Genomic DNA, 23701 nt, shown 5'->3' with positions numbered 1-23701 from the left:
GAGGCGACCATGATTAAGCGACAACGCAAAGCCATTCTTTTTGTCCTCCTGGCCTGTCTGGTGGTGCTGACCTGCACCGCCCAGCGGATGGCCGGGATGCACGCGCTGGTCATGAACCTCACCGCCGACAGCCCGTCGCTACAGCAAAACCCGGATAAGGCCGAGGCGCCGGTCACGCCGTGCGAGCTCAGCGCCAAGTCGCTGATGGCCGTTCCGCCGATGCTGTTTGAAGGGGCGCTGTTGGCTATCACTCTGCTGCTGGCGGTGCTGGCGGCGATCCCGCCGCGTATCGAACGCCAGTGGCCTCCCCGCGTTATCTCCCCACCCCGATTGCGGGTGCATCTGCGATTATGCGTCTTCCGTGAGTGATTAATTCTCCTGACAGCTCAGGTTAATTTATTACTTACGGAGAAAATTTATGTTTATGGTATTCAGGCGACTGCTGGTCTGCCTGCTTTGGCTATGGCTGCCCGTCAGCCAGGCCGCCGATAGCGGCTGGCTGCGCGTCGCCGACAATCAACACGCCAGCGTGCGCCTGCGGGCGCAAAGCGGAAGCAATGGCGACACCCGCCTGCTTTTAGACGTAGCGCTGGGAAAGGGCTGGAAAACCTACTGGCGTTCGCCGGGCGAAGGCGGCATCGCGCCAGCTATCGCCTGGCACACGCCGCTGGAGGTTAACTGGCGCTGGCCGACGCCGCAGCGCTTCGACGTCGCGGGTATTTCCACTCAGGGGTATCACGGCGACGTCAGCTTCCCGATGACCCTGCGCGGGAAAATACCGCCGACGCTTAGCGGCGTCCTGACGCTCTCTACCTGCAGCAATGTCTGCATTCTCACTGACTACCCCTTTTCGCTGGATATGACGGCTCCGGCGGGGGAGCAATTTAATTACGATTTCACCCGCGCGATGGGCACGCTGCCGCTGCGCGACGGTCTCACCTCGGCGCTTAGCGCCAGCTACGTCAGCGGAAAGCTGACGGTAACTGCCCGCCGCGATGCCGGCTGGCAGCAGCCAGCGCTGTTTATCGACAGCATGGAGGATGTCGATTTCGGCAAGCCGAGCTTTACCAGCCGCGGCGATACGTTGACCGCCACCGTACCGGTCACCGATAGTTGGGGCGAGGCGGCGCCGGATCTGAGCGGCAAAACGCTGTCGCTGGTGCTGGCCGATAGCGGCCAGGCGCAGGAAAGCCAAATCGCCGTCGCCGCCGGCAGCGCCGCGGCAGGAGTGGCATTAGGCTGGGTGCTGCTGATGGCGCTGGCCGGCGGGCTTATTCTCAACGTCATGCCGTGCGTGCTGCCGGTACTGGCGATGAAGCTCGGCTCGCTGGTGCAAACCGAACGTCGCGAACGCGGCGCGGTGCGGCGGCAGTTCCTCGCCTCGGTATGCGGGATCGTCGTCTCCTTCCTGGCGCTGGCGCTGATGATGACCGCGCTACGCTTAGGTAATCAGGCGCTCGGCTGGGGGATCCAGTTCCAGAACCCGTGGTTTATCGGCGCGATGGCACTGGTGATTGTGCTGTTCAGCGCCAGTTTATTGGGACTATTCGAAATCCGTCTCTCCTCCAGCGCCAGTACCTTCCTCGCCACCCGCGGCGGCAACGGCTTGATGGGCCATTTTTGGCAGGGCGCCTTCGCCACCCTGCTGGCGACGCCCTGTACCGCGCCGTTCCTCGGTACCGCCGTGTCGGTGGCGCTGGTGGCGCCGTTGCCGCTGCTGTGGGGGATTTTCTTCGCCATGGGGATCGGCATGAGCCTGCCGTGGCTGCTTATTGTCGCCTGGCCGGGGCTGGCGCAACGACTTCCACGTCCAGGCCGCTGGATGAATCATCTGCGCGTGGTGTTGGGGCTAATGATGCTTGGTTCAGCACTATGGCTGGTTAGCCTGCTGACGATCCACATCGGCCGCACGCCGGTGCTTACCCTGCTGGTGATTCTGGCCATCGGCCTGCTATTGGCCACCGCCTGGCGCTACCGCTGGCGTACGGCGCTGCGCGCGGGCGCTCTGGCCATCGTGGTGGCGGGCGCCGTCGCCTTTGTCGTCCAACAGGACGGCCAGGGCCCGCGCCGCGACCGGGTTAACTGGCAGCCGCTCAGCGAGCAGGCTATCGCTAACGGCCTTGCGGAGCATAAACGGGTATTTATTGATGTCACCGCCGACTGGTGCGTGACCTGTAAAGCCAATAAATACAACGTGCTGCTGCGCGACGACATCCAGCAGGCGCTATCAGCGCCAGACGTGGTCGCCTTACGCGGCGACTGGAGCCGACCCTCCGCCGACATTAGTCAGTTTTTAACCGCACGCGGCAACGCCGCGGTGCCGTTTAACCAGATTTACGGACCGGGATTGCCGCAGGGAGAGATCCTGCCTGCGCTGTTAGACCGCGAACAACTTCTCGCCACCCTGTCCGCCGCTAAAGGAAAATAACATGAGAGCTATCACCGCCTTATTACTGCTGTGCGTATCGGCCTTCAGCTTCGCCGCGCCGGCGGAAAAACCGCAATCGAACGGTAATGACCAGTTAGCCCAGCTGCTGTTTAACGATCCGAACAGCCCGCGCACCGGCGCGAAAGAGCCAAAACTCACAATCGTCTCGTTTACCGATTACAACTGTCCTTACTGCAAACAGTTTGATCCGCTGCTGGAAAAAATCGTCCACGATAATCCGGATATTCAGCTCATCGTTAAGCTGCTGCCGTTTAAAGGGCAGAGTTCGGTGAATGCCGCTAAAGCCGCGCTCTCCACCTGGCGTCAGCAGCCCGATAAATTCTGGGCGCTGCATCAGCGGCTGATGGCAAAAAAAGGCTATCACGATGACGCCAGTATCGCCGCCGCGCAGAAGAAAACCGCCACCGATAGCGTGAATATTGATGACAAGACCATGGATTCGCTGAAGATGAACCTGATTTTGTCGCAGGTGCTGAATATTCAGGGCACCCCGGCGACCATCATCGGCGATCAGATGGTGGCCGGCGCGATCCCTGCTGAAGACCTGGAGGGGCTGGTGAAAGAACAGCTGGGGAAAGCCCGTGGCCAGTAAAATCAGGCGCTGGCTGCGCGAGCTGGCGGTGTGGCTGCTGATTGGCGCGGCGGTGAGCCTGGCGGTGGATTATTTTCGCCAGCCCGCGCTGCCGCAAAACGTCAGCGCCACATCGCTGCAGACACTCGACGGCAGGACGCTGGATCTGAACGCCATGAGCCAGCAAAAGCCGCTGCTGCTGTACGTCTGGGCGACCTGGTGCGGAGTCTGTCGCTATACCACGCCGTCGGTGGCATCGCTTGCCGCCGACGGCGGCAATGTGCTGACGGTAGCCCTGCGTTCCGGCGATAACGCCGCGCTGGAGAAGTGGCTGACCAGGAAGAAAATGACGCTGCCGACGGTGAATGACCCGAGCGGCCAACTGGCGCGGCAGTGGGATATCCAGGTAACGCCAACGCTGGTGGTCATTTCTCAAGGCGAGGTGAAGTCGGTTACCACCGGCTGGACCAGCGGTTGGGGAATGCGCCTGAGGCTGTGGCTGGCCTCCTGGTAGACCGTCGGTTTCCCCGGCTCGCGCTGCGCTTAGCCGGGCTACGGGTAGGCATCGTTGGGTAGCCCGGATAAGGCGTAGCCGCATGCGGGAAGGTTACCCGGCTCGCGCTGCGCTCAGCCGGGCTACGGGTACGCATCGTTGGGTAGCCCGGATAAGGCGTAGCCGCCATCCGGGAAGGTTACCCTGTAGGCCCGGCAAGCGCAGCGCCGCCGGGCAATAGACATCTATGGGTTATTTACCGCCCGCCAGTTCAAGAAAACTGCCCGTCACATACGACGCTTTGTCGCTCAGCAGCCAGGCAATGGCCTGAGCGACCTCTTCCGGCTGGCCGCCGCGCTGCATCGGTAGCGAATTTTTTACCCGGTCCACGCGTCCCGGTTCGCCGCCGGAAGCATGCATCTCGGTATAAATCAGCCCCGGACGCACGCCGTTTACCCGGATCCCCTGCGCCGCCACCTCCAGCGCCAGCCCGGTGGTCAGGGTATCTACCGCCCCTTTTGAGGCGGCATAGTCAACGTACTCGCCCGGCGCGCCAAGGCGCGAGGCCGCCGACGACACGTTAACTATCGCCCCGCCCTTGCCGCCATGCCGATGCGCCATGCGCTTTACCGCCTCACGACAACAGAGGAAGTAGCCGGTGACGTTGGTGGCCAGCACGCGGTTAATACGCTCGGCGCTCAGGCTCTCCACCGTACATTGGGTAAACAGGATCCCGGCATTGTTGACCAATGCCGTCAACGGTTCGCCCATGCGGTCAACCGCCTCAAACATCGCCATCACCTGCGCTTCATCGCTGATATCCGCCCGCAGCGCCGTGGCTTTGCCGCCAGATTCAACAATGGTATTGACCACTTCGGTGGCGGCGTTAATGTTGTGATGATAATTAACCGCGACGGTATACCCTTCCTGCGCCAGCAGCAGCGCCGTCGCCCGGCCTATGCCGCGGCTCGCGCCGCTAATCAGAGCTATCGCCATACCTTCCCTCCAAAAAATAAAGGCGCCGCAGCGCCTTTAAAAGTTTAGCTAATTCACCACTTACTGGTATTCGCTCATCGGCACGCAGGAGCAGAACAGGTTGCGGTCGCCGTAGACATCATCCAGACGTTTCACCGTCGGCCAGTACTTGTTGTGCAACCCAGCCGGGAATACCGCCAGCTCGCGGCTGTACGGATGGTTCCACTCGCTCACCAGCTCACCCTGGGTGTGCGGCGCGTTCACCAGCGGGTTGTCTTCCAGCGGCCATTCACCGGCTTTGACGCGGTCGATTTCCGCGCGGATCGCCAGCATGGCGTCAATAAAGCGGTCCAGCTCTACCTTGCTTTCCGATTCTGTCGGCTCAACCATCAGCGTCCCGGCAACCGGGAAGGACATGGTCGGCGCATGGAAACCAAAGTCGATCAGGCGTTTAGCAATATCCAGCTCGCTAATGCCGGTCTCTTCTTTCAGCGGACGAATATCGAGAATACATTCGTGCGCCACGCGACCATCGCGGCCGGTATAGAGCACCGGGTAAGCCTCTTTCAGCCGGGTAGCGATATAGTTGGCGTTAAGGATCGCGTTCTGGCTCGCCTGCTTCAGGCCTTCCGCGCCCATCATGCGGATATACATCCAGCTGATCGGCAGAATGGAAGCGCTGCCGAACGGCGCGGCGGAAACCGCGCCCTGACGGGTCAGCATACCTTCAATCTGTACCACGCTGTGGCCCGGTACAAACGGCGCCAGGTGCGCTTTCACACCGATAGGGCCCATACCCGGACCGCCGCCGCCGTGCGGAATGCAGAAGGTTTTATGCAGGTTGAGGTGCGAAACGTCAGCGCCGATAAAGCCCGGAGAAGTGATCCCGACCTGGGCGTTCATGTTGGCGCCATCGAGATAAACCTGGCCGCCGAACTGGTGCACGATCTCGCACACTTCACGGATGGTCTCTTCATACACGCCGTGGGTTGACGGATAGGTGACCATGATGCAGGAGAGATTCGCCCCTGCCTGCTCTGCTTTTTCACGCAGGTCGGCAAGATCGATGTTGCCGTTTTTGTCGCAGGCAACGACCACGACCTGCATACCCGCCATCTGCGCGGAAGCCGGGTTGGTGCCGTGCGCGGAGCTTGGGATCAGGCAGATATCGCGATGGCCTTCGTTGCGGCTTTCGTGATAGTGGCGAATCGCCAGCAGGCCAGCATACTCGCCCTGCGCGCCGGAGTTCGGCTGCATACAGACGGCGTCATAGCCGGTCAGTTTCACCAGCCAGTCAGAAAGCTGGGCGATCATCTGATGATAACCTTCCGCCTGCTCGACCGGACAGAACGGGTGCAGCTCGGCAAATTCCGGCCAGGTGATCGGGATCATCTCCGCCGCGGCGTTCAGTTTCATGGTGCAGGAGCCCAGCGGGATCATCGCCTGGTTCAGCGCCAGATCTTTACGCTCCAGCGCATGCATGTAGCGCATCATCTCGGTTTCGCTATGGTAGCGGTTAAACACCGGATGGGTGAGGATCGCATCGTCGCGCAGCATCGCCGCCGGGATCGAACGGCTATCCAGCGCCACGTCTTTATCCAGGGTATCGATATCCAGACCGTGATCGTCGCCGACGATGGCGCGGAACAGGTTCAGCACATCTTCGCGGGTGGTCGCTTCATCGAGCGTAATGCCAACCGCGCCGTGAATATCGCTACGCAGGTTAATCTGCAGCGCTTCGGCACGCGCCAGCACCGCAGCTTTATCCGCCACTTCGACGCACAGGGTATCGAAGTAGTGCGCATGACGCAGCTTCAGCCCTTTCTTCTGCAGGCCGTCGGCCAGAATATCGGTCAGGCGATGAATGCGGCCAGCGATACGTTTCAGGCCCGCCGGGCCGTGGAATACCGCGTAGAGGCTGGCGATGTTGGCCAGCAGAACCTGCGAGGTACAAATGTTGGAGTTCGCTTTCTCGCGGCGGATATGCTGCTCGCGAGTCTGCATCGCCATGCGCAGCGCGGTATTACCCGCCGCATCTTTCGATACGCCGATAATCCGGCCCGGCATGGAGCGTTTGAATTCATCTTTCGCCGCGAAGAAGGCCGCGTGCGGGCCGCCATAGCCCATCGGCACGCCGAAACGTTGGGCGGAACCGAAGACAATATCCGCGCCCTGCTTGCCCGGCGCCGTCAGCAGCACCAGCGCCATAAAGTCGGCGGCGATGCTGACAATCACTTTGCGCGCTTTCAGCTCGGCGATCAGTTTGCTGTAATCGTGGATTTCACCGGTGGTGCCCACCTGCTGCAGCAGCACGCCAAAGACATCCTGGTGATCGAGCACTTTGTCGGCGTCATCGACGATCACGTCGAAGCCGAAAGTTTCCGCACGGGTGCGCACCACGTCCAGGGTTTGCGGATGGACATCGGCGGCAACGAAGAAACGGTTGGCGTTCTTCAGTTTACTGACGCGTTTGGCCATCGCCATCGCTTCGGCGGCGGCGGTGGCTTCATCGAGCAGCGAAGCGGAAGCGATATCCAGCCCGGTCAGATCCAGCGTGACCTGCTGGAAGTTGAGCAGCGATTCCAGACGGCCCTGGGAGACTTCCGGCTGGTAAGGGGTATAGGCGGTATACCAGCCCGGGTTTTCCAGCATGTTGCGCTGAATGACCGGCGGCAGCTGCACGGCGGTGTAGCCCATGCCGATGTAAGACTTGAAGCGCTTGTTGCGACCGGCAATCGCCTTCAGCTCCGCCAGCGCGGCGAATTCGGTAGTCGCGTCGCCCACCTGCGGTGGGGTCGCCAGCTGGATATCCTGCGGCACAATCTGGCCAATCAGGGCGTTAAGCGAATCCGCGCCGACGGTCTTCAGCATCTCTTGCTGCTGCTGAGCGTCCGGGCCAATGTGACGTTCAATAAAGGCGTCGCGGTTTTCAAGCTGACTTAAAGTCTGAGTCATGAGCGATGGTTCCTGAAACGTGCGGTGAATCGTGATTGTCTGACTGGTTTGCCCGGCAAGCGCTGATGCTTACCGGGCCAGAATACGCAAAATCATTCGCGTTGCAGGAAGGCGGCGACACAGCGACTCCCCGGGAGCTTACAAAAGTAAGTGACCGGGGGAAGCCAGGAAGCCAACACCCCTGCAGCATGAAGGATGAAGCGTATTTATTCGTCTTCCAGTAAAGCTTCATACGCGGCGGCATCCAGTAGCGCGGCAACCTGCGCTTCGTCGCTGGCTTTAATTTTGAAGATCCAGCCATCGGTATACGGGTCGCTGTTGACCAGTTCCGGAGAGTCGTTTAACTCTTCGTTGACGGCAACGATTTCACCGCTAATCGGCGCGTAGATATCAGAAGCCGCTTTCACGGATTCAGCAACGGCGCAATCGGCGCCCGCTTCAACGGTGGCGCCCACTTCCGGCAGATCAACGAAAACCATATCGCCAAGCAGCTCCTGCGCGTGCTCGGTGATCCCGACGGTATAGGTGCCGTCTGCTTCTTTACGCAGCCATTCGTGTTCTTTACTGTATTTCAGTTCTGCTGGTACGTTGCTCATCAATTCATCTCCAAAAAAGGGAAATCACACAATGGCTTTGCCATTGCGTACAAAACCAGGTTTAGTCACTTTTACCGGCATTTCACGGTTACGAATTTGCACCACCGCGGTGTCGCCAATCCCGGCCGGCACGCGCGCCAGCGCGATGCTGTAGCCCAGGGTCGGCGAGAAGGTGCCGCTGGTGATAATGCCTTCTTTTTGATTACCGTCGCTATCGGTAAAACGGACCGGCAGGCCGCCGCGCAGGACGCCTTTCTCGGTCATCACCAGGCCGACCAGCTGCTCGGTGCCTTTTTCGCGCTGCATCTCCAGCGCTTCGCGACCGATAAAGTTACGATCGGCGGGCTCCCAGGCGATAGTCCAGCCCATGTTCGCCGCCAGCGGGGAGACGCCTTCGTCCATCTCCTGGCCATACAGGTTCATCCCGGCCTCCAGGCGTAGGGTGTCACGCGCGCCGAGACCGCACGGCTTAACGCCGGCATCCAGCAGACCGCGCCAGAAATCAGCGGCCTGCTCGTTCGGCATCGCAATTTCATAGCCCGCTTCGCCGGTATAACCGGTGGTGGCGATAAACAGGTCGCCGGACTGCACGCCAAAGAACGGCTTCATGCCTTCCACGGCCTGACGCTGCGCATCAGTAAACAGCGTTGCCGCCTTCGCTTTCGCCTGGGGGCCCTGCACCGCGATCAGCGACAGATCGTCGCGAACGGTAATTTCAAGGCCGTAAGGTTCAGCTTGTTCGGAGATCCAGGCGAGGTCTTTTTCGCGGGTGGCGGAGTTAACAACGAGGCGGAAATAATCTTCAGAAAGGAAATAGACAATCAGGTCATCGATGACGCCAGCGGAGGCGGTAAGCATTCCCGTGTAGAGCGCTTTGCCTGGGGTGGTCAGCTTCGCCACATCGTTGGCCAGCAAATAGCGCAAGAACTCGCGGATCCGGCTGCCGTGGAAATCGACGATGGTCATATGCGACACATCGAACATCCCTGCATCGCCGCGCACCGCATGGTGCTCATCAATCTGGGATCCGTAATGCAGCGGCATCATCCAGCCATGGAAATCCACCATGCGAGCGCCGCATAGCGTGTGTTGTTCATACAACGGAGTCTGTTGAGCCATCTTTTCCTCATCGAATAAAACGGAACCAGCCACGAGATTGTCGGCGATTTTGCGCCACGAAATTCGGCGACGGCACCGCTGACGGACGCCGACGCAAACGTTCTCTTTTGCCTGAACTTACCACCGAACCCGGCGCTAAACCATAAGCTCATTCAGGGCATCACATTAGCTTATGACTAAAATCCGCCGAAAAGCCTACAGAGTTATTGACTGGAAAAAAGCGATTTATGCCACATAAAATTAACATCAAGCTTTCATCGATAAGGTAATGATGGTGTTTTATGCGATTTTACGGGCCTAATTTCTTTAACAAAAAAAAGAGCGCATTAATAAAACTAATGCGAAAAAAGAGGTGAAATTAGAATATTTCAAATGAGGGAGAAAACCCGGCACGCAGGCCGGGTAAAAGAAGTGTGACGGGGTTAACGTAACCAGGCGGGGAGATCGTTGAGGCCCATCGCCTGACGAATCAGCTGCGGTTTTACGCCAGGCAGCGAATCGGCCAGTTTGAGTCCCATGTCGCGGAGGAATTTCTTCGCCGGATGGCTGCCGGAGAACATTTCGCGGAATCCCTGCATACCCGCCAGCATCAGCGCGGCGCTGTGTTTGCGGCTGCGCTCATAGCGGCGCAGGTACAAATGCTGGCCGATATCTTTCCCCTGCGCATGCAGGCGCCTCAACTCGTCGATAAGCTCGGCGGCGTCCATAAAGCCAAGGTTCCCCCCCTGCCCGGCCAGCGGGTGGATGGTATGCGCGGCATCGCCGACCAGCGCCAGGCGGTGGGCGGCGAACTGACGGGCATAGCGGCCGGTCAGCGGGAAGACTTCACGTTCGCTTGCCAGCTGGCAGAGGCCGAGGCAATTATCGAAGGCGATATTCAGCGCCTGGTTGAAGGTGGCTTCATCAGCCTCCTGCATCCGCTTCGCTTCCGCTGGCGATAGCGACCAGACGATCGAGCACAGGTGCGGATCGCTGAGCGGCAGGAAGGCCAGAATACCCTCGCCATGGAACGCCTGGCGTGCCACCGCCTGATGCGGCTCAGCGGTGCGAATCGTCGCCACCAGCGCATGATGGTGGTAATCCCAGAAGGTCAGCGGAATATCGGCCTTATTACGCAGCCATGAATTCGCGCCATCAGCGCCCACCACCAACCTCGCGGTCAACATGCTGCCGTCCTGCAGGCTGAGAAAGGCTTCGTTTTCACCCCACGCCACCTGCTGTAGTTCCGCAGGCGCCAGCAGGGTGACGTCAGCGCAGCGCTGCGCTTTTTGCCACAATGCGTGATGCACCACGGCATTTTCAATAATATGGCCCAGATGGCTAAAGCCCATGCTCTGGTCATCGAAGCTAATGCGGCCGAAGCTGTCTTTGTCCCACACTTCCATACCGTGATAGCAGCTGGCGCGCTGGGCGACGATCTCGCGCCAGACATCCAGCTTAGTCAGCAACTTTTCGCTGGCGGCATTGATCGCCGAAACGCGCAGCGCCGGCGGCGCATCGGCGGCCAGAGGCTGCGGCGCTGCTTTCTCCAGCACCGCGACGCGCAGGCCGCTGCCCTGTAAACCGCAGGCTACCGCCAGTCCCACCATTCCACCGCCAACAATGGCAACATCAACACTTTGCACGTTTTACTCCTTAACGGGGAACCCAACCGAGGGTACGCTGCGCCAGCGCATCGCGCGCCGGGGTAAATAAGTCCATGGCCATCAGACCGACGTTGCGCCCCGCCACCAGCGGCGCCCAACGGTTGGCAAACAGATGCACCAGCCCATCGGTGACACCGATAGTGGCGGCTTTATCACCTGCCCGCCGTGCCTGGTAGCGGCACAGCAGGGAATAATCGCCCACATCGTCGCGGGCCACATGCGCATCGGCAAGCATCTCCGCCAGGCTCATCACGTCGCGCAGGCCGAGGTTAAAGCCCTGCCCGGCGATCGGATGCAGCGTCTGCGCCGCATTACCGACCAGCGCCAGGCGATGCGACACCGCACGGGTGGCGGTGGTTAAGGCTAACGGATAGACGCTGCGCTTACCGGCATGGGTAATACGCCCCAGCCGCCAGCCGAATGCCTGCTGTAACGCCTGACAAAAACGTTCGTCAGACCAGCTCTGTACCTCGTCGCGCCGCGACTGCGGATGGCACCACACCAGCGAACAGCGCCCTTGCGACATCGGCAGCATCGCCAGCGGACCATGCTCGGTAAAGCGCTCGAAGGCGCGGCCTTCGTGCGGCAACGCAGTGCTAACGTTAGCAATGATCGCTATCTGCTCATACGGCTGCTGCTGCCAGCTGATGCCGCAGTGAGCGCCCAGCGACGAACGGGAACCGTCCGCCGCCACCAGCAGCTTACCGTTGATGATTTCGCCGCCCTCAAGCGTAAGGCTGACGCTCTCCTCGCGGCGGCTGACCGCTTCCACTTTCGCCGGACAGTGCAGGGTGACGCCCGGCGCCTCGCGCAGCAGACTAAACAGCCGCTGGCCGACATCGTGGAGTTCAACCACCTGCCCCAGCGCCGACAAGCCGTAATCGGCCGCCGCCAGGTTCACAAAACCAGCGTGACCACGGTCGCTGACATGGACCCGCTGGATGGGCGTCGCTCGTTTAGCCAGGGTCTGCCAGATACCAATGCGCGCCAGCTGCTGGCAGGTACCGGCCGCCAGGGCAATTGCCCGATCGTCAAAACCGGGATGGCGTGACGAATGCGGATCCTGCGCCTCAATCAGATGGACCGGCAGGGCGCCGCCGGTCAAACGGGAGATGGCCAGCGCGAGCGTCGCCCCGGTCATCCCGCCGCCGACGATCAGCACGCTCATGACTGGCGCGCCGCCGCCATCAGCGCCTCGATCTCATCCGCCTTCTTCACCACGCTGGCGGTGAGATTTTCGTTGCCGTCTTCGGTAATGACGATGTCATCTTCAATACGAATGCCGATGCCGCGATATTGGGCCGGTACGTCGGCATCGGTGGCGATATACAGCCCCGGCTCGACGGTCAGCACCATTCCCGGTTCCAGTACCCGCGAACGGTCGGTGTCGTAATTACCGACATCGTGCACATCCAGACCCAACCAGTGGCTCAGGCCATGCATAAAGTACGGGCGGTGGGCGTTGTTGGCGATGAGCTCGTCAATCTCGCCTTTCAGGATCCCCAGCCGCACCAGGCCGGTAATCATAATGCGCACCACTTCCTGATTAACTTCATAAATGGAGGTGCCCGGACGATAAAGCTCCAGCGCGGTTTCCAGCGACTCCAGCACGATGTCGTAGATTTCACGCTGCGGTTTGCTGAATTTACCGTTAACCGGGAAGGTGCGGGTGATATCGCCCGCATAGCCGCGGTATTCGCAGCCGGCGTCAATCAGCACTAAATCGCCATCGCGCAGCTCGGATTCGTTTTCGGTGTAGTGCAGAATGCAGCCGTTTTCGCCGCCGCCAACGATGGTGTTATAGGACGGGAAACGCGCGCCGTGGCGGTTGAATTCATGGAGAATTTCGCCTTCCAGCTGATACTCGAACATGCCAGGGCGACATTTTTCCATCGCCCGGGTATGGGCAAGGGCGGAAATTTCGCCGGCGCGGCGCATCACTGCCAGCTCTTCCGCAGATTTAAACAGGCGCATCTCATGCACGATGGGCCGCCAGTCGATGACCGAGTTCGGCGCCTGCAGATTCTGGCGAGAGCCTTTGCGCAGTTTTTCGAGGGCGTTAAACACAATCTCATCGGCATAGGCATATTCACCCTGGGCGAAGTAGATAGCATCCAGGCCGTTGAGCAGCTGATACAGCTGCTGGTTGATTTCGCTAAACGCCAGCGCACGATCCACACCGAGCTTCGCCGGCGCGGCATCCTGGCCCAGACGGCGACCGAACCAGATCTCAGCGGTCAGATCGCGAACCCGGTTAAACAGCACGCTATGGTTGTGCGTTTCATCGCTTTTGATCAACACCAGCAGCGCTTCCGGTTCGTTGAAGCCGGTGAAGTACCAAAAATCGCTGTTCTGCCGGTAGGGATATTCCGAATCTGCGCTACGCACCGCTTCCGGTGCGGCGAAAATCAGCGCCGCGCTGCCTGGCTGCATCTGCGCCAGCAGCGCCTGGCGACGCGAGAGAAATTCCTGCTGAGTCATGACGCCCCCTGAACGAATTTTAGTTAGTGTAATGTCGGTTTGCGGACTTCCGGTGCGGTTGGCTGCTGACGAGAAAAAGTGTCGTGGCACAGCAGTGCGGCAACGCGGACATACTCGATAATCTCCTCCAGAGACATCTCCAGCTCTTCCTGATCTTCGTCTTCATCGTAGCCCAGCTGGGCAATATTACGCAGATCGTCAATCGCTTCCCCGGTCTCGTCTTTCACTTTATCCAGCTTCGGTTGGGTGACGCCAAGGCCGAGCAGGAAATGGTTGACCCAACCGGCGAGAGCGTCGGCGCGGTCGAAGACGCTTACCGCATCGCCTTCCGGTAGATACAGTTGAAAGAGGAAACCGTCGTCATCCAGTGAATCGCTGATGGCGGAATGCATGTTACGCAGCGCCTGGGCCAGTTCATGACCAAAGGCGAGCCCTTCGTTGGTCAGGTCGTGCACCATCGGCAGCCAGCTGCTGTCCGTGTTGCCGCCGCACAGCAATCCGCTGATCAAACCGTGCATTTCGGCTGGGGTGAGGCCGACCCCTTGTTGGTTCAGTAACTGGTCTACATCGTTGTAACCAGGCATTTCGTTCTGTATAGACATGCGCATTCGTCATCGTTGGGAGGAATATTCATGATATGCTACCACTTTGGACCCTGGTGAACCAGAAAAGGGCTTGTATCCCTGCACCAGGGTAGCTATAGTGTCGCCCCTTCGCAGACCCAGGCTCGGATGTGAAGGCAGCGCAGTCAATCAGCAGGAAGGTGGCATGTCTGCACAACCCGTAGATCTCCAAATTTTCGGCCGTTCACTGCGAGTGAATTGCCCGCCTGAACAAAGGGATGCCCTGAATCAGGCAGCTGAAGACCTTAATCAGCGGTTGCAAGATTTAAAAGAACGCACTAGAGTCACAAATACTGAGCAGCTGGTCTTCATCGCCGCGTTGAACATCAGCTATGAGTTGACTCAGGAAAAAGCGAAGACCCGCGACTACGCTTCGAGCATGGAGCAGCGCATTCGGATGCTTCAGCAGACCATTGAACAGGCATTGCTTGAGCAAGGTCGCATAAGCGAAAGACCAGGGTCAAAGTTTGAATAACACTTTGCAGTTAACTGTGTTAGAGTAATTCCAGAACAAAATTTCTCTGAGATGTTTGCAAGCGGGCCAGTCCCCTGAGCCGATATTTCATACCACAAGAATGTGGCGCTCCACGGTTGGTGAGCATGCTCGGTTCGTCCGAGAAGCCTTAAAACTGTGACGACACATTCACCTTGAACCAAGGGTTCAAGGGTTACAGCCTGCGGCGGCATCTCGGAGATTCCCTTCTTTAGTTCGCATTATCCCAACGCTCTAGTTTTCGGCTGCTGCCGCCCTGTATTACACTTCCTCGTACTGTTTCGCTTGCTCGTAATGAGACCTGTATGACCCTACAGCCTGATATCCCGCTCTCCAGACAGCATATTCGCCAGCAGATCCGCGAGCGTCGCCGCGCGCTCAGCCCGGAGCAACAGCGCCTGTTTGCCCAACAGGCCGCCGAGCGGATGATGGCCTGGCCGCCGGTCGTACTCGCTCATACCGTGGCGCTGTTCCTCTCCTTTGACGGCGAGCTGGACACCCAGCCGCTAATTGACCAGCTCTGGCGCGCCGGCAAACGGGTGTATCTCCCGGTGCTGCATCCGTTTAGCCCCGGAAACCTGTTGTTTTTACACTACCATCCACAGAGCCAACTGATAGTGAATCGCCTGAAAATCCGCGAACCGAAGCTCGATGTGCGGGACGTGCTGCCGCTCGCTGAACTCGATGTGCTGGTGACCCCGCTAGTGGCCTTCGATGTCAGTGGCCAACGGCTGGGAATGGGCGGCGGTTTTTACGACCGGACGCTGCAAAACTGGCAGCAGTATCGCCTGCAGCCGGTAGGCTACGCGCACGACTGCCAGCAGGTGGATAGCCTGCCAAGCGAAGAGTGGGATATCCCGTTACCAGCGGTGATCACCCCGGGAAAAACCTGGAGTTGGTAGGTACTCGAGGACGAGAATTTCAGCCTGGAAAGTATTAACAAAAAAACGGGCAGGTACGCGACCTGCCCGAGAGGCAAAAATGATTAAAACAGCAGACGGGCGCGGATAGTCCCCGGGATCGCTTTCATTGCCTGCAGCGCCTGCTGGGCAACATCTTCTTCCGCTTCAATATCAATAACCACGTAGCCCATCTGCGGCGACGTTTGCAGATACTGCGCGGCAATGTTGATGCTCTGCGCGGCGAAGATCTGGTTGATGGCGGTCAGGACGCCCGGCCGGTTCTCATGGATATGCAGCAGACGGCGGCCGCCATGCAGCGGCAGAGAAACTTCCGGGAAGTTAACTGCCGACAGAGTTGACCCGTTGTCAGAGTACTTCGCCAGCTTGCCAGCCACTTCCAGACCGATGTTCTCCTGCGCTTCCTGGGTTGAACCGCCGATATGCGGGGTCAGGATCACGTTATCAAACTCGCACAGTGGCGAAGTGAAGGGGTCGCTGTTGGTGGCGGGTTCTGTCGGGAAGACGTCGATAGCCGCCCCGGCCAGATGCTTACTCGCCAGCGCATCGCATAGCGCCGGAATATCCACCACGGTACCGCGGGAGGCGTTGATCAGCAGCGCGCCCGGTTTCATCAGCGCCAGCTCTTCCGCACCCATCATATTTTTGGTGGAGGCGTTTTCCGGCACGTGCAGGCTGACCACATCGCTCATGTTCAGCAGGTCGGAGAGATGCTGAACCTGGGTGGCGTTGCCGAGCGGCAGTTTATTTTCAATATCATAGAAGAAGACATGCATCCCCAGCGATTCCGCCAGAATGCCGAGCTGGGTACCGATATGGCCGTAACCGATAATCCCCAGTTTCTTGCCGCGCGCTTCAAAGCTGCCGACTGCCAGCTTATTCCATACGCCGCGATGCGCCTTGGCGTTGGCTTCCGGCACGCCGCGCAGCAGCAGCAGCAGCTCACCGATGACCAGCTCGGCCACCGAACGGGTATTCGAGAATGGCGCGTTAAACACCGGAATACCGCGCTTCGCGGCGGCGTTCAGATCGACCTGGTTGGTACCGATGCAGAAGCAACCCACGGCAACCAGTTTTTCCGCCGCGGCGAAAATCTCTTCAGTCAGATGGGTACGGGAACGCAGGCCGATGAAATGGGCATCACGGATCGACGCTTTCAGCTGTTCGGAGTCCAGCGCGCCTTTATGAAATTCAATGTTGGTGTAACCTGCTGCGCGAAGGCTATCGATTGCCTTTTGATGCACACCTTCAACCAGCAGAAATTTAATCTTGTCTTTTTCCAGTGATACCTTAGCCATTTCCCCGTCCTGTTTTGTCTTAACTGATGTCGTGCTGAACGAAAGTTCGTCTCAGCAACATATCAAAAAAAACTATCGCGGCAATATGAACGTTTGCGTCGCCGTCCTGAAGAAATGTCATCCAGAGGGAAATGACAGGACAAAACACCAGAAAGAAGATTAATGGTAGCGTGTTAATCAGAATGGTTGCATAAATGTGACAGAAGTCACCAAATTGCACCAGGTGAAAAAATATTTGCGAGGGAGCCGACTGGCTCCCTGCGGACAGACTATTTTACGATGGTTTTCACGCCATCGGCCGTACCGATCAGTGCCACGTCGGCCCCGCGGTTGGCGAACAGCCCTACGGTCACGACGCCAGGGATGCCGTTGATGGCATTCTCCAGCGCGACAGCATCAAGAATTTCCAGGCCATGCACGTCCAGGATGACGTTGCCGTTATCGGTCACCACGCCCTGACGGTACTCCGGACGACCGCCCAGCTTGACCAGTTGACGCGCGACGGCGCTGCGCGCCATCGGAATGACTTCAACCGGCAGCGGGAATGCGCCGAGAATATCAACCTGCTTGGAGGCATCGGCGATGCAGATAAATTTATCGGCGACCGAAGCGATGATCTTCTCACGGGTCAGCGCCGCGCCGCCGCCTTTGATCATTTGCATATGGCCGTTGATCTCATCCGCGCCATCAACATAGATCCCCAGGCGATCGACGCTGTTGAGATCGAAGACGGGGATCCCGAGGCTTTTGAGCTTTTCGGTAGAGGCATCGGAGCTGGAGACCGCGCCTTCAATCTGCCCCTTCATCGTGCCCAGCGCGTCAATAAAATGGGCCGCCGTCGAGCCGGTGCCTACGCCGACAATGGTCCCTGGCTGTACGTATTGCAGCGCCGCCCAACCTACTGCTTTTTTCAGTTCATCCTGCGTCATAATTATGGTCCGAGATGTGAATGCCTGTGGCGCATTATAGAACATCGACAGTGGAAATGTCCCTGCGATGCAGATCACACAACTGAGCAGACCAATTTCGTCTGTATCAAATAAAAATTTATGTCATAGTGCGAGATAACGATTAGTTATGGGGGCACGCCAGAATAATGAAACGACCGGACTACAGGACACTACAAGCGCTGGATGCGGTGATTAGGGAACGAGGATTTGAGCGCGCCGCGCAGAAGCTATGTATTACCCAGTCCGCCGTCTCACAGCGTATTAAGCAGCTGGAAAATATGTTCGGTCAGCCGCTGCTGGTGCGCACCGTGCCGCCACGCCCCACCGAGCAGGGGCAAAAGCTGCTGGCCCTGTTACGCCAGGTTGAACTGCTGGAAGAAGAGTGGCTGGGCGACGAGCAGACCGGCTCCACGCCGCTGCTGCTGTCGCTGGCGGTGAACGCCGACAGTCTGGCTACCTGGCTGCTGCCGGCGCTGGCCAATGTTCTGTCAGACTCCCCTATTCGTCTTAACCTGCAGGTGGAAGATGAAACCCGCACCCAGGAGCGCTTGCGCCGTGGGGAAGTGGTGGGCGCAGTGAGTATCCAGCCGCAGGCGCTGCCAAGCTGTCTGGTGGATCAGCTCGGCGCGCTCGATTACCTGTTTGTCGCCTCAAAAGAGTTTGCGCAACGCTATTTCCCGAACGGCGTGACGCGTTCTGCGCTGCTGAAAGCGCCGGTCGTCGCCTTTGATCATCTGGACGATATGCATCAGGCGTTCCTGCAGCAAAACTTCGACCTGCCGCCGGGTAGCGTCCCCTGCCACATCGTTAACTCATCAGAAGCCTTCGTGCAGCTGGCGCGCCAGGGCACTACCTGCTGTATGATCCCGCATCTGCAAATCGAAAAAGAGCTGAAAAGCGGCGAGCTTATTGACCTCACGCCCGGTCTGTTCCAGCGTCGTATGCTGTACTGGCACCGCTTTGCGCCGGAAAGCCGCATGATGCGCCGGGTGACCGATGCGCTTATTGATTACGGCCACAAAGTGCTGCGTCAGGATTAAATCCCCGGCATAAAAAAAGCCACTTCCCGGAAGTGGCTTTTTTGTTTCTATCGCTTACTGCGCTGGTTTCGGCTCTTCCGCCGGTTTCGCCGGCGCAGCTGGCGCGGCGGCCTGAGCTGGCTGCAGCTCAAAGACCACGTCAACCTGGTCGTCAAACTGGATAGTCGCCTGCTCGTAGGTTTCCTGGGCTGAAACCGGCGCAGCGTCAGCGGCCTTCATCATACGCACCATCGGGCTCGGCTGATAGTTGGAGACGTGGTAGCGCACGCTGTAGACCGGCCCCAGCTTGCTGTGGAAGCCAACCGCCAGCTCCTGTGCCTGATGCACCGCGTCATCGATCGCCGCTTTACGCGCCTTATCCTTGTAGGCATCCGGTTGCGCAACGCCCAGCGAAACGGAGCGGATTTCGTTCAGTCCCGCCTTCAGCGCGCCGTCCAGCAGGCCGTTAAGTTTATCCAGCTGGCGCAACGTCACTTCGACGGTGCGCACCGCGCGATAGCCTTTCAGAATGCTTTTCCCGTTCTGATAGTCGTAATCAGGTTGGGTACGCAGATTCGCCGAGCTAATGTCTTTTTTGGCGATACCGCTCTTTTCGAGGAAAGAGAGATACTGCGCGACGCGATCGTCTGCCTGCTTTTTCGCCGATGCGGCATCTTTCGCCGCGACGTTCACTTCGATCGCCAGGGTAGCGATATCCGGAACCGCCGCAACGCTTGCTGTGCCTGAAGTCACAATGTGCGGACCGTCCGGCAATTCGCTGGCCTGTACCGCCATTGTGCTAAATCCGAGTGTTGCCGCCAGGGCTAAGACTTTTAACTTCACTGTCGTTTCTCCATGTTACTTAAATCGCCCTTACGGGACGCATGCCAGCAAGCTTAGCGCGTACAGCAGGAAAGTCCATCGGACAACGCTTAGTTGAGCAACGCCAGGATATGGCCGACGCCCTCTTTTGCCAGCTGAAACGCAATAAACCACATGACGGCGCCGACCACAATATTGATGAGCCGCTGGGCTTTGGCGGTACGCAGCCGCGGCGCCAGCCAGGCGGCTAACAGCGCCAGGCCAAAGAACCACAGGAAAGAGGCGCTAATGGTCCCCAGCGCAAACCAGCGCTTCGGCTCCACCGCCAGCTGCCCTCCCAGGCTGCCCAGCACCACAAAGGTATCCAGGTAAACATGCGGGTTCAGCCAGGTGACCGCCAGCATAGTTATAATGATTTTCCAGCGCCCCTGCTGCATCACCTCGGCGCTGGCGAGCTCAAGATTCTGACTGAACGCCGTTTTCAGTGCGCCGAAGCCATACCACAACAAAAAGGCCACGCCGCCCCAGGTCACTATCGCCAGCAGCCATGGGGATTGCATCAGCAGCGCGCTACCGCCAAAAATACCGGCGCAGATCAACAGCAGGTCGCTGACCGCGCACAGCAGGGCAATCATCAGGTGATACTGACGACGGATCCCCTGATTCATCACAAAAGCATTTTGCGGGCCAAGCGGCAAAATCATTGCCGCTCCCAGGGCAAGGCCCTGAAAGTAATAGGTAAACATAAGGATTTTTCCGCTGTGTTCGAGAGTGGCGCTGACTATAACGCGAATGGATTATTAGCGGAAATTGAAAGTATTAATCATTAATAAGCTAAGCTAATAGTGAGCCATTAAAAAAGGCCGGCATGGCCGGCCTGACTCTGTCAGTGATGATTTACTCTGCTTTTTCCGGCAGTTGTACCACATGAACATCCATCTGCGGATACGGGAAACTGATGCCGTTAGCGTCGAAATCACGCTTAATACGCTCCAGCACGTCCCAGTAGACGTTTTGCAGATCGCTGCTTTTGCTCCACACGCGAACCACGAAGTTCACCGATGAGGCGCCAAGTTCGTTCAGGCGTACGGTCATTTCGCGATCGCGCAGAATACGATCGTCAGATTCGATAATCGAGGTCAGCAGCTGCTTCACCTTGTCGATATCGGCATCGTAGGATACGCCAATGATAAACTCATTGCGGCGCGCCGGTTCGCGGGAGAAGTTAATGATGTTGCCGGCGATGATTTTGCCATTCGGCACCACCACGATTTTGCCGTCTGCGGTACGCAGGGTGGTGGAGAAAATCTGCACGTTCTGCACGGTGCCGGCGATACCGCCGAGATCGACATATTCACCCGCGCGGAACGGGCGGAACATCACCAGTAGTACGCCTGCGGCAAGGTTCGACAGCGATCCCTGCAGTGCTAAACCCACCGCCAAACCGGCGGCACCCAGCACAGCAATGACCGAGGCGGTCTGCACGCCTACCCGGCCCAGGGCGGCAATCAGGGTGAAGGCGATAACCGCGTAACGCACCAGCGCCGAGAGAAAATCAGCAACGGTGGCATCAATCTTACGCGCCAGCATCAGGCGGTTGACGGTGTTAGAGACGATGCGCGCCACGATCATCCCGATGACCAGGATAACGATCGCCGCCACGATGTTGACGGCATAGCTCAGCAGCAGCTCCTGGTTGCGTGCCAGCCACGTCCCGGCGTTGTTGATGCTATCGACAACGTTCAAATCTTCCATTTAACATTCCTTATGAATCCCCGAACGGGGAAGTAAATAACTCAGCCTGCAACAGGGCAGTCAGGTTATAGGGTAAACAATAAGTGCACGTTTTGCCAAATGGATCACAGTTTTCCTGCACGCTATCCTGTTGTTAAAGTAATAAAAAAGCCCGCATTGCTGCGGGCTTCAGGGTAAGAAACAGATTTTTCTTACAGAACGTCGATCGCGTTCAGCTCTTTAAATGCCTGCTCCAGACGGGTCACCATGGAAGTCTGTGCAGCACGCAGCCATACGCGCGGATCGTAGTATTTCTTGTTCGGCTGGTCTTCGCCTTTCGGGTTGCCCAGCTGGCCCTGCAGGTAAGCTTCGTTAGTTTTGTAGTACTGCAGGATACCGTCCCAGGTCGCCCATTGGGTGTCGGTATCGATGTTCATTTTCACTACGCCGTAGCTGACGGAGTCTTTGATTTCCTGAGCGGAAGAACCGGAACCGCCGTGGAAGACGAAGTTCAGGCTGTTGTGCGGCAGGTTGTGTTTCTTGGAAACATATTCCTGAGAGTCGCGCAGGATGGTCGGAGTCAGAACCACGTTACCCGGTTTGTACACGCCGTGTACGTTACCGAAGGAAGCGGCAATGGTGAAGCGCGGGCTGATTTTGCTCAGCTCGGTGTAGGCGTAATCCACATCTTCCGGCTGAGTGTACAGGGCGGAAGCGTCCATGTGGCTGTTGTCCACGCCGTCTTCTTCGCCGCCGGTGCAACCCAGTTCGATTTCCAGGGTCATGTCCATTTTGGCCATGCGCGCCAGGTATTTAGAGCAGATTTCGATGTTTTCGTGCAGGGACTCTTCAGACAGGTCGATCATGTGAGAAGAGAACAGCGGTTTACCGGTAGCGGCGAAGTGTTTTTCACCGGCGTCCAGCAGACCGTCGATCCACGGCAGCAGTTTCTTCGCGCAGTGGTCAGTGTGCAGGATAACCGGCACGCCGTAGTGCTCAGCCATCTGGTGCACGTGGTGCGCGCCAGAGATAGCGCCGAGGATAGCAGCACCCTGAGGAACGTCAGTTTTCACGCCTTTACCTGCGATGAACGCGGCGCCGCCGTTAGAGAACTGAACGATAACCGGAGAGCGAACTTTCGCAGCAGCTTCCAGAACGGCGTTGATGGAGTCAGTACCTACGCAGTTTACCGCCGGCAGTGCAAAGTTGTTTTCTTTCGCTACCTGGAACACTTTCTGAACGTCGTCGCCAGTGATGACGCCCGGTTTTACGAAATCAAAAATTTTAGACATGTTACTTAGTCCTGTATCTGTATCTTCGACCGTTGAAGAAGGTTCGCGAGCCCTTAAGCGCGCTGAAAAACAGGCGGGTTTCCCCGCCTGAACTGAATTACTGCTTAGCGCGCTCTTCGAGCATCGCTACTGCCGGCAGGACTTTGCCTTCGACGAATTCAAGGAATGCGCCGCCGCCAGTGGAGATGTAGGAGATTTTGTCAGCGATGCCGAACAGGTCGATCGCTGCCAGGGTGTCACCGCCGCCGGCGATGGAGAAACCTTCGCTGTCCGCGATAGCGTTAGCCACGATTTCAGTCCCTTTACGGAAGTTCGGGAATTCGAATACGCCAACCGGGCCGTTCCACAGGATGGTTTTGGCGTTTTTCAGGATGTCGGCCAGTTTCTGTGCGGAAACGTCGCCAAGGTCCAGAATCTGCTCGTCATCTTTGATGTCGTTAACAGATTTCAGGGTTGCCGTTGCGGTTTCGGAGAACTCGGTCGCGACGCGAACGTCCGTCGGAACCGGGATATCACAGGTGCTCAGCAGGCGCTTAGCTTCATCAACCAGGTCTGCTTCGTACAGGGATTTACCGACGTTGTGGCCCTGGGCAGCAACGAAGGTGTTGGCGATACCGCCGCCGACGATCAGCTGGTCAGCGATTTTAGACAGGGAATCCAGCACGGTCAGTTTGGTGGACACTTTAGAACCACCCACGATAGCGACCATTGGACGAGCCGGCTCTTTCAGCGCTTTACCCAGCGCGTCCAGTTCAGCGGCCAGCAGCGGGCCTGCGCACGCCACGTCAGCAAATTTGCCGATGCCGTGGGTGGAAGCCTGCGCGCGGTGCGCAGTACCGAAAGCATCCATCACGAACACGTCGCACAGCGCGGCGTATTTTTTGGACAGCGCTTCGTCGTCTTTTTTCTCGCCTTTGTTGAAGCGAACGTTTTCCAGAACCACCAGCTCACCGGCAGCCACTTCCACGCCGTCCAGGTAGTCTTTAACCAGACGTACCGGGTTGGACAGTTTGTCTTTCAGGTAATTAACAACCGGCAGCAGAGAGAATTCTTCGTTGTACTCGCCTTCGGTCGGACGACCCAGGTGAGAAGTAACCATGACTTTCGCGCCCTGCTTCAGCGCCAGTTCAATGGTCGGCAGAGATGCACGGATACGTGCGTCGCTGGTTACTTTCCCGTCTTTAACTGGTACGTTCAGATCCGCACGGATAAAAACGCGTTTACCAGCCAGATCCAGATCGGTCATCTTAATTACAGACATGGTG

The 23701-nt window shown here is 58.2% G+C and carries 22 protein-coding genes and 1 other RNA gene; 8 read left to right on the top strand and 15 right to left on the bottom strand.

Translation table 11 applies throughout. From position 1 onward, the window contains the following. The first annotated feature begins 9 nt into the window (after positions 1 to 9). Genes R0140_RS03855 through R0140_RS03840 form a run of 4 tightly spaced genes read left to right on the top strand, consistent with a single transcriptional unit; the run spans position 10 to position 3534 of the window. Positions 10 to 369, top strand: coding sequence for a hypothetical protein (locus R0140_RS03855; protein WP_012967243.1), 360 nt, complete (start codon positions 10 to 12; stop codon positions 367 to 369). Between the two features lie 49 nt (positions 370 to 418). Continuing rightward, the gene (locus R0140_RS03850; RefSeq protein WP_049152859.1) at positions 419 to 2428 is read left to right on the top strand and encodes a protein-disulfide reductase DsbD family protein; all 2010 of its coding nucleotides are present in this window, start codon (positions 419 to 421) and stop codon (positions 2426 to 2428) included. A 1-nt stretch (position 2429) separates the two neighbouring features. Then, the gene (locus tag R0140_RS03845) at positions 2430 to 3041 is read left to right on the top strand and encodes a DsbA family protein (RefSeq protein ID WP_032740990.1); all 612 of its coding nucleotides are present in this window, start codon (positions 2430 to 2432) and stop codon (positions 3039 to 3041) included. After that, positions 3031 to 3534, top strand: coding sequence for a protein disulfide oxidoreductase (locus R0140_RS03840; protein ID WP_022064985.1), 504 nt, complete (start codon positions 3031 to 3033; stop codon positions 3532 to 3534). The genes R0140_RS03845 and R0140_RS03840 overlap by 11 nt, the downstream gene beginning before the upstream one ends. Before the next feature lie 231 nt (positions 3535 to 3765). On the opposite strand, the gene R0140_RS03835 is transcribed toward R0140_RS03840, so the two are convergent. The 8 genes from R0140_RS03835 to R0140_RS03800 form a co-directional block, all read right to left on the bottom strand. Continuing rightward, positions 3766 to 4509 carry an SDR family oxidoreductase gene (locus R0140_RS03835; RefSeq protein ID WP_008806437.1) on the bottom strand — a complete coding sequence of 248 codons (744 nt, stop codon included), beginning with the start codon at positions 4507 to 4509 and terminating at the stop codon, positions 3766 to 3768. A 60-nt stretch (positions 4510 to 4569) separates the two neighbouring features. After that, positions 4570 to 7443 (bottom strand): aminomethyl-transferring glycine dehydrogenase, encoded by a 2874-nt coding sequence (gene gcvP, locus R0140_RS03830; RefSeq protein ID WP_023323258.1) that lies wholly within the window; start codon positions 7441 to 7443, stop codon positions 4570 to 4572. A 206-nt stretch (positions 7444 to 7649) separates the two neighbouring features. Further along, the gene (gene gcvH / locus R0140_RS03825; RefSeq protein ID WP_002916479.1) at positions 7650 to 8039 is read right to left on the bottom strand and encodes a glycine cleavage system protein GcvH; all 390 of its coding nucleotides are present in this window, start codon (positions 8037 to 8039) and stop codon (positions 7650 to 7652) included. 24 nt (positions 8040 to 8063) lie between these two features. Continuing rightward, positions 8064 to 9158: a glycine cleavage system aminomethyltransferase GcvT gene (gcvT, locus tag R0140_RS03820; protein ID WP_008806440.1), complete on the bottom strand. Its 1095-nt coding sequence runs from the start codon at positions 9156 to 9158 to the stop codon at positions 8064 to 8066. Positions 9159 to 9580: 422 nt separating this feature from the next. Beyond that, a complete protein-coding gene (gene ubiI / locus R0140_RS03815) occupies positions 9581 to 10783 on the bottom strand; it encodes an FAD-dependent 2-octaprenylphenol hydroxylase (RefSeq protein WP_117122471.1) in 1203 nt (400 codons plus the stop codon). Positions 10784 to 10793: 10 nt separating this feature from the next. After that, positions 10794 to 11972: a 2-octaprenyl-6-methoxyphenyl hydroxylase gene (gene ubiH / locus R0140_RS03810; protein WP_022064835.1), complete on the bottom strand. Its 1179-nt coding sequence runs from the start codon at positions 11970 to 11972 to the stop codon at positions 10794 to 10796. Beyond that, positions 11969 to 13285 (bottom strand): Xaa-Pro aminopeptidase, encoded by a 1317-nt coding sequence (pepP, locus tag R0140_RS03805; RefSeq protein ID WP_008806443.1) that lies wholly within the window; start codon positions 13283 to 13285, stop codon positions 11969 to 11971. Before pepP ends, ubiH begins: the two co-directional genes overlap by 4 nt. Before the next feature lie 23 nt (positions 13286 to 13308). Beyond that, positions 13309 to 13887 carry a YecA/YgfB family protein gene (locus R0140_RS03800; protein ID WP_142792203.1) on the bottom strand — a complete coding sequence of 193 codons (579 nt, stop codon included), beginning with the start codon at positions 13885 to 13887 and terminating at the stop codon, positions 13309 to 13311. Between the two features lie 166 nt (positions 13888 to 14053). On the opposite strand from R0140_RS03800, the gene zapA reads away from it, so the two are divergent. From zapA to R0140_RS03785, 3 genes are all read left to right on the top strand, one after another. Next, on the top strand, positions 14054 to 14383 hold the full coding sequence (zapA, locus tag R0140_RS03795; protein ID WP_004205298.1) for a cell division protein ZapA: 330 nt from the start codon (positions 14054 to 14056) through the stop codon (positions 14381 to 14383). 40 nt (positions 14384 to 14423) lie between these two features. Then, positions 14424 to 14607: non-coding RNA, 6S RNA (gene ssrS, locus R0140_RS03790), on the top strand. A 99-nt stretch (positions 14608 to 14706) separates the two neighbouring features. Then, positions 14707 to 15303, top strand: coding sequence for a 5-formyltetrahydrofolate cyclo-ligase (locus tag R0140_RS03785; RefSeq protein ID WP_012967234.1), 597 nt, complete (start codon positions 14707 to 14709; stop codon positions 15301 to 15303). An 83-nt stretch (positions 15304 to 15386) separates the two neighbouring features. On the opposite strand, the gene serA is transcribed toward R0140_RS03785, so the two are convergent. Continuing rightward, a complete protein-coding gene (gene serA, locus R0140_RS03780; RefSeq protein ID WP_008806446.1) occupies positions 15387 to 16619 on the bottom strand; it encodes a phosphoglycerate dehydrogenase in 1233 nt (410 codons plus the stop codon). A 269-nt stretch (positions 16620 to 16888) separates the two neighbouring features. Beyond that, the gene (gene rpiA, locus R0140_RS03775) at positions 16889 to 17548 is read right to left on the bottom strand and encodes a ribose-5-phosphate isomerase RpiA (protein WP_008806447.1); all 660 of its coding nucleotides are present in this window, start codon (positions 17546 to 17548) and stop codon (positions 16889 to 16891) included. 167 nt (positions 17549 to 17715) lie between these two features. Between rpiA and argP the strand changes: the two genes are divergently transcribed. After that, positions 17716 to 18609 carry a DNA-binding transcriptional regulator ArgP gene (argP, locus tag R0140_RS03770; RefSeq protein ID WP_008806448.1) on the top strand — a complete coding sequence of 298 codons (894 nt, stop codon included), beginning with the start codon at positions 17716 to 17718 and terminating at the stop codon, positions 18607 to 18609. Positions 18610 to 18663: 54 nt separating this feature from the next. On the opposite strand, the gene R0140_RS03765 is transcribed toward argP, so the two are convergent. The 5 genes from R0140_RS03765 to pgk all read right to left on the bottom strand — a co-directional run bounded on the left by R0140_RS03765 (position 18664) and on the right by pgk (position 23697). Then, positions 18664 to 19431 carry an oxidative stress defense protein gene (locus R0140_RS03765; RefSeq protein ID WP_032740992.1) on the bottom strand — a complete coding sequence of 256 codons (768 nt, stop codon included), beginning with the start codon at positions 19429 to 19431 and terminating at the stop codon, positions 18664 to 18666. Positions 19432 to 19520: 89 nt separating this feature from the next. Next, positions 19521 to 20156, bottom strand: coding sequence for an arginine exporter ArgO (argO, locus tag R0140_RS03760; RefSeq protein WP_032740993.1), 636 nt, complete (start codon positions 20154 to 20156; stop codon positions 19521 to 19523). 151 nt (positions 20157 to 20307) lie between these two features. After that, positions 20308 to 21165, bottom strand: coding sequence for a small-conductance mechanosensitive channel MscS (locus R0140_RS03755; protein WP_012967232.1), 858 nt, complete (start codon positions 21163 to 21165; stop codon positions 20308 to 20310). 191 nt (positions 21166 to 21356) lie between these two features. Continuing rightward, positions 21357 to 22436, bottom strand: a complete 1080-nt coding sequence (gene fbaA, locus R0140_RS03750; RefSeq protein ID WP_008806452.1) for a class II fructose-bisphosphate aldolase — start codon at positions 22434 to 22436, stop codon at positions 21357 to 21359. A gap of 97 nt (positions 22437 to 22533) precedes the next feature. After that, positions 22534 to 23697 carry a phosphoglycerate kinase gene (gene pgk, locus R0140_RS03745; RefSeq protein ID WP_008806453.1) on the bottom strand — a complete coding sequence of 388 codons (1164 nt, stop codon included), beginning with the start codon at positions 23695 to 23697 and terminating at the stop codon, positions 22534 to 22536. Positions 23698 to 23701: the final 4 nt, after the last annotated feature.

It is taken from the genome of Klebsiella sp. w6, from assembly GCF_033100215.1.
Lineage (GTDB): Bacteria > Pseudomonadota > Gammaproteobacteria > Enterobacterales > Enterobacteriaceae > Klebsiella > Klebsiella variicola.
The sequence above is the reverse complement of the archived record's forward strand: the minus strand, read 5'-3'. Positions and strand labels throughout refer to the sequence as shown.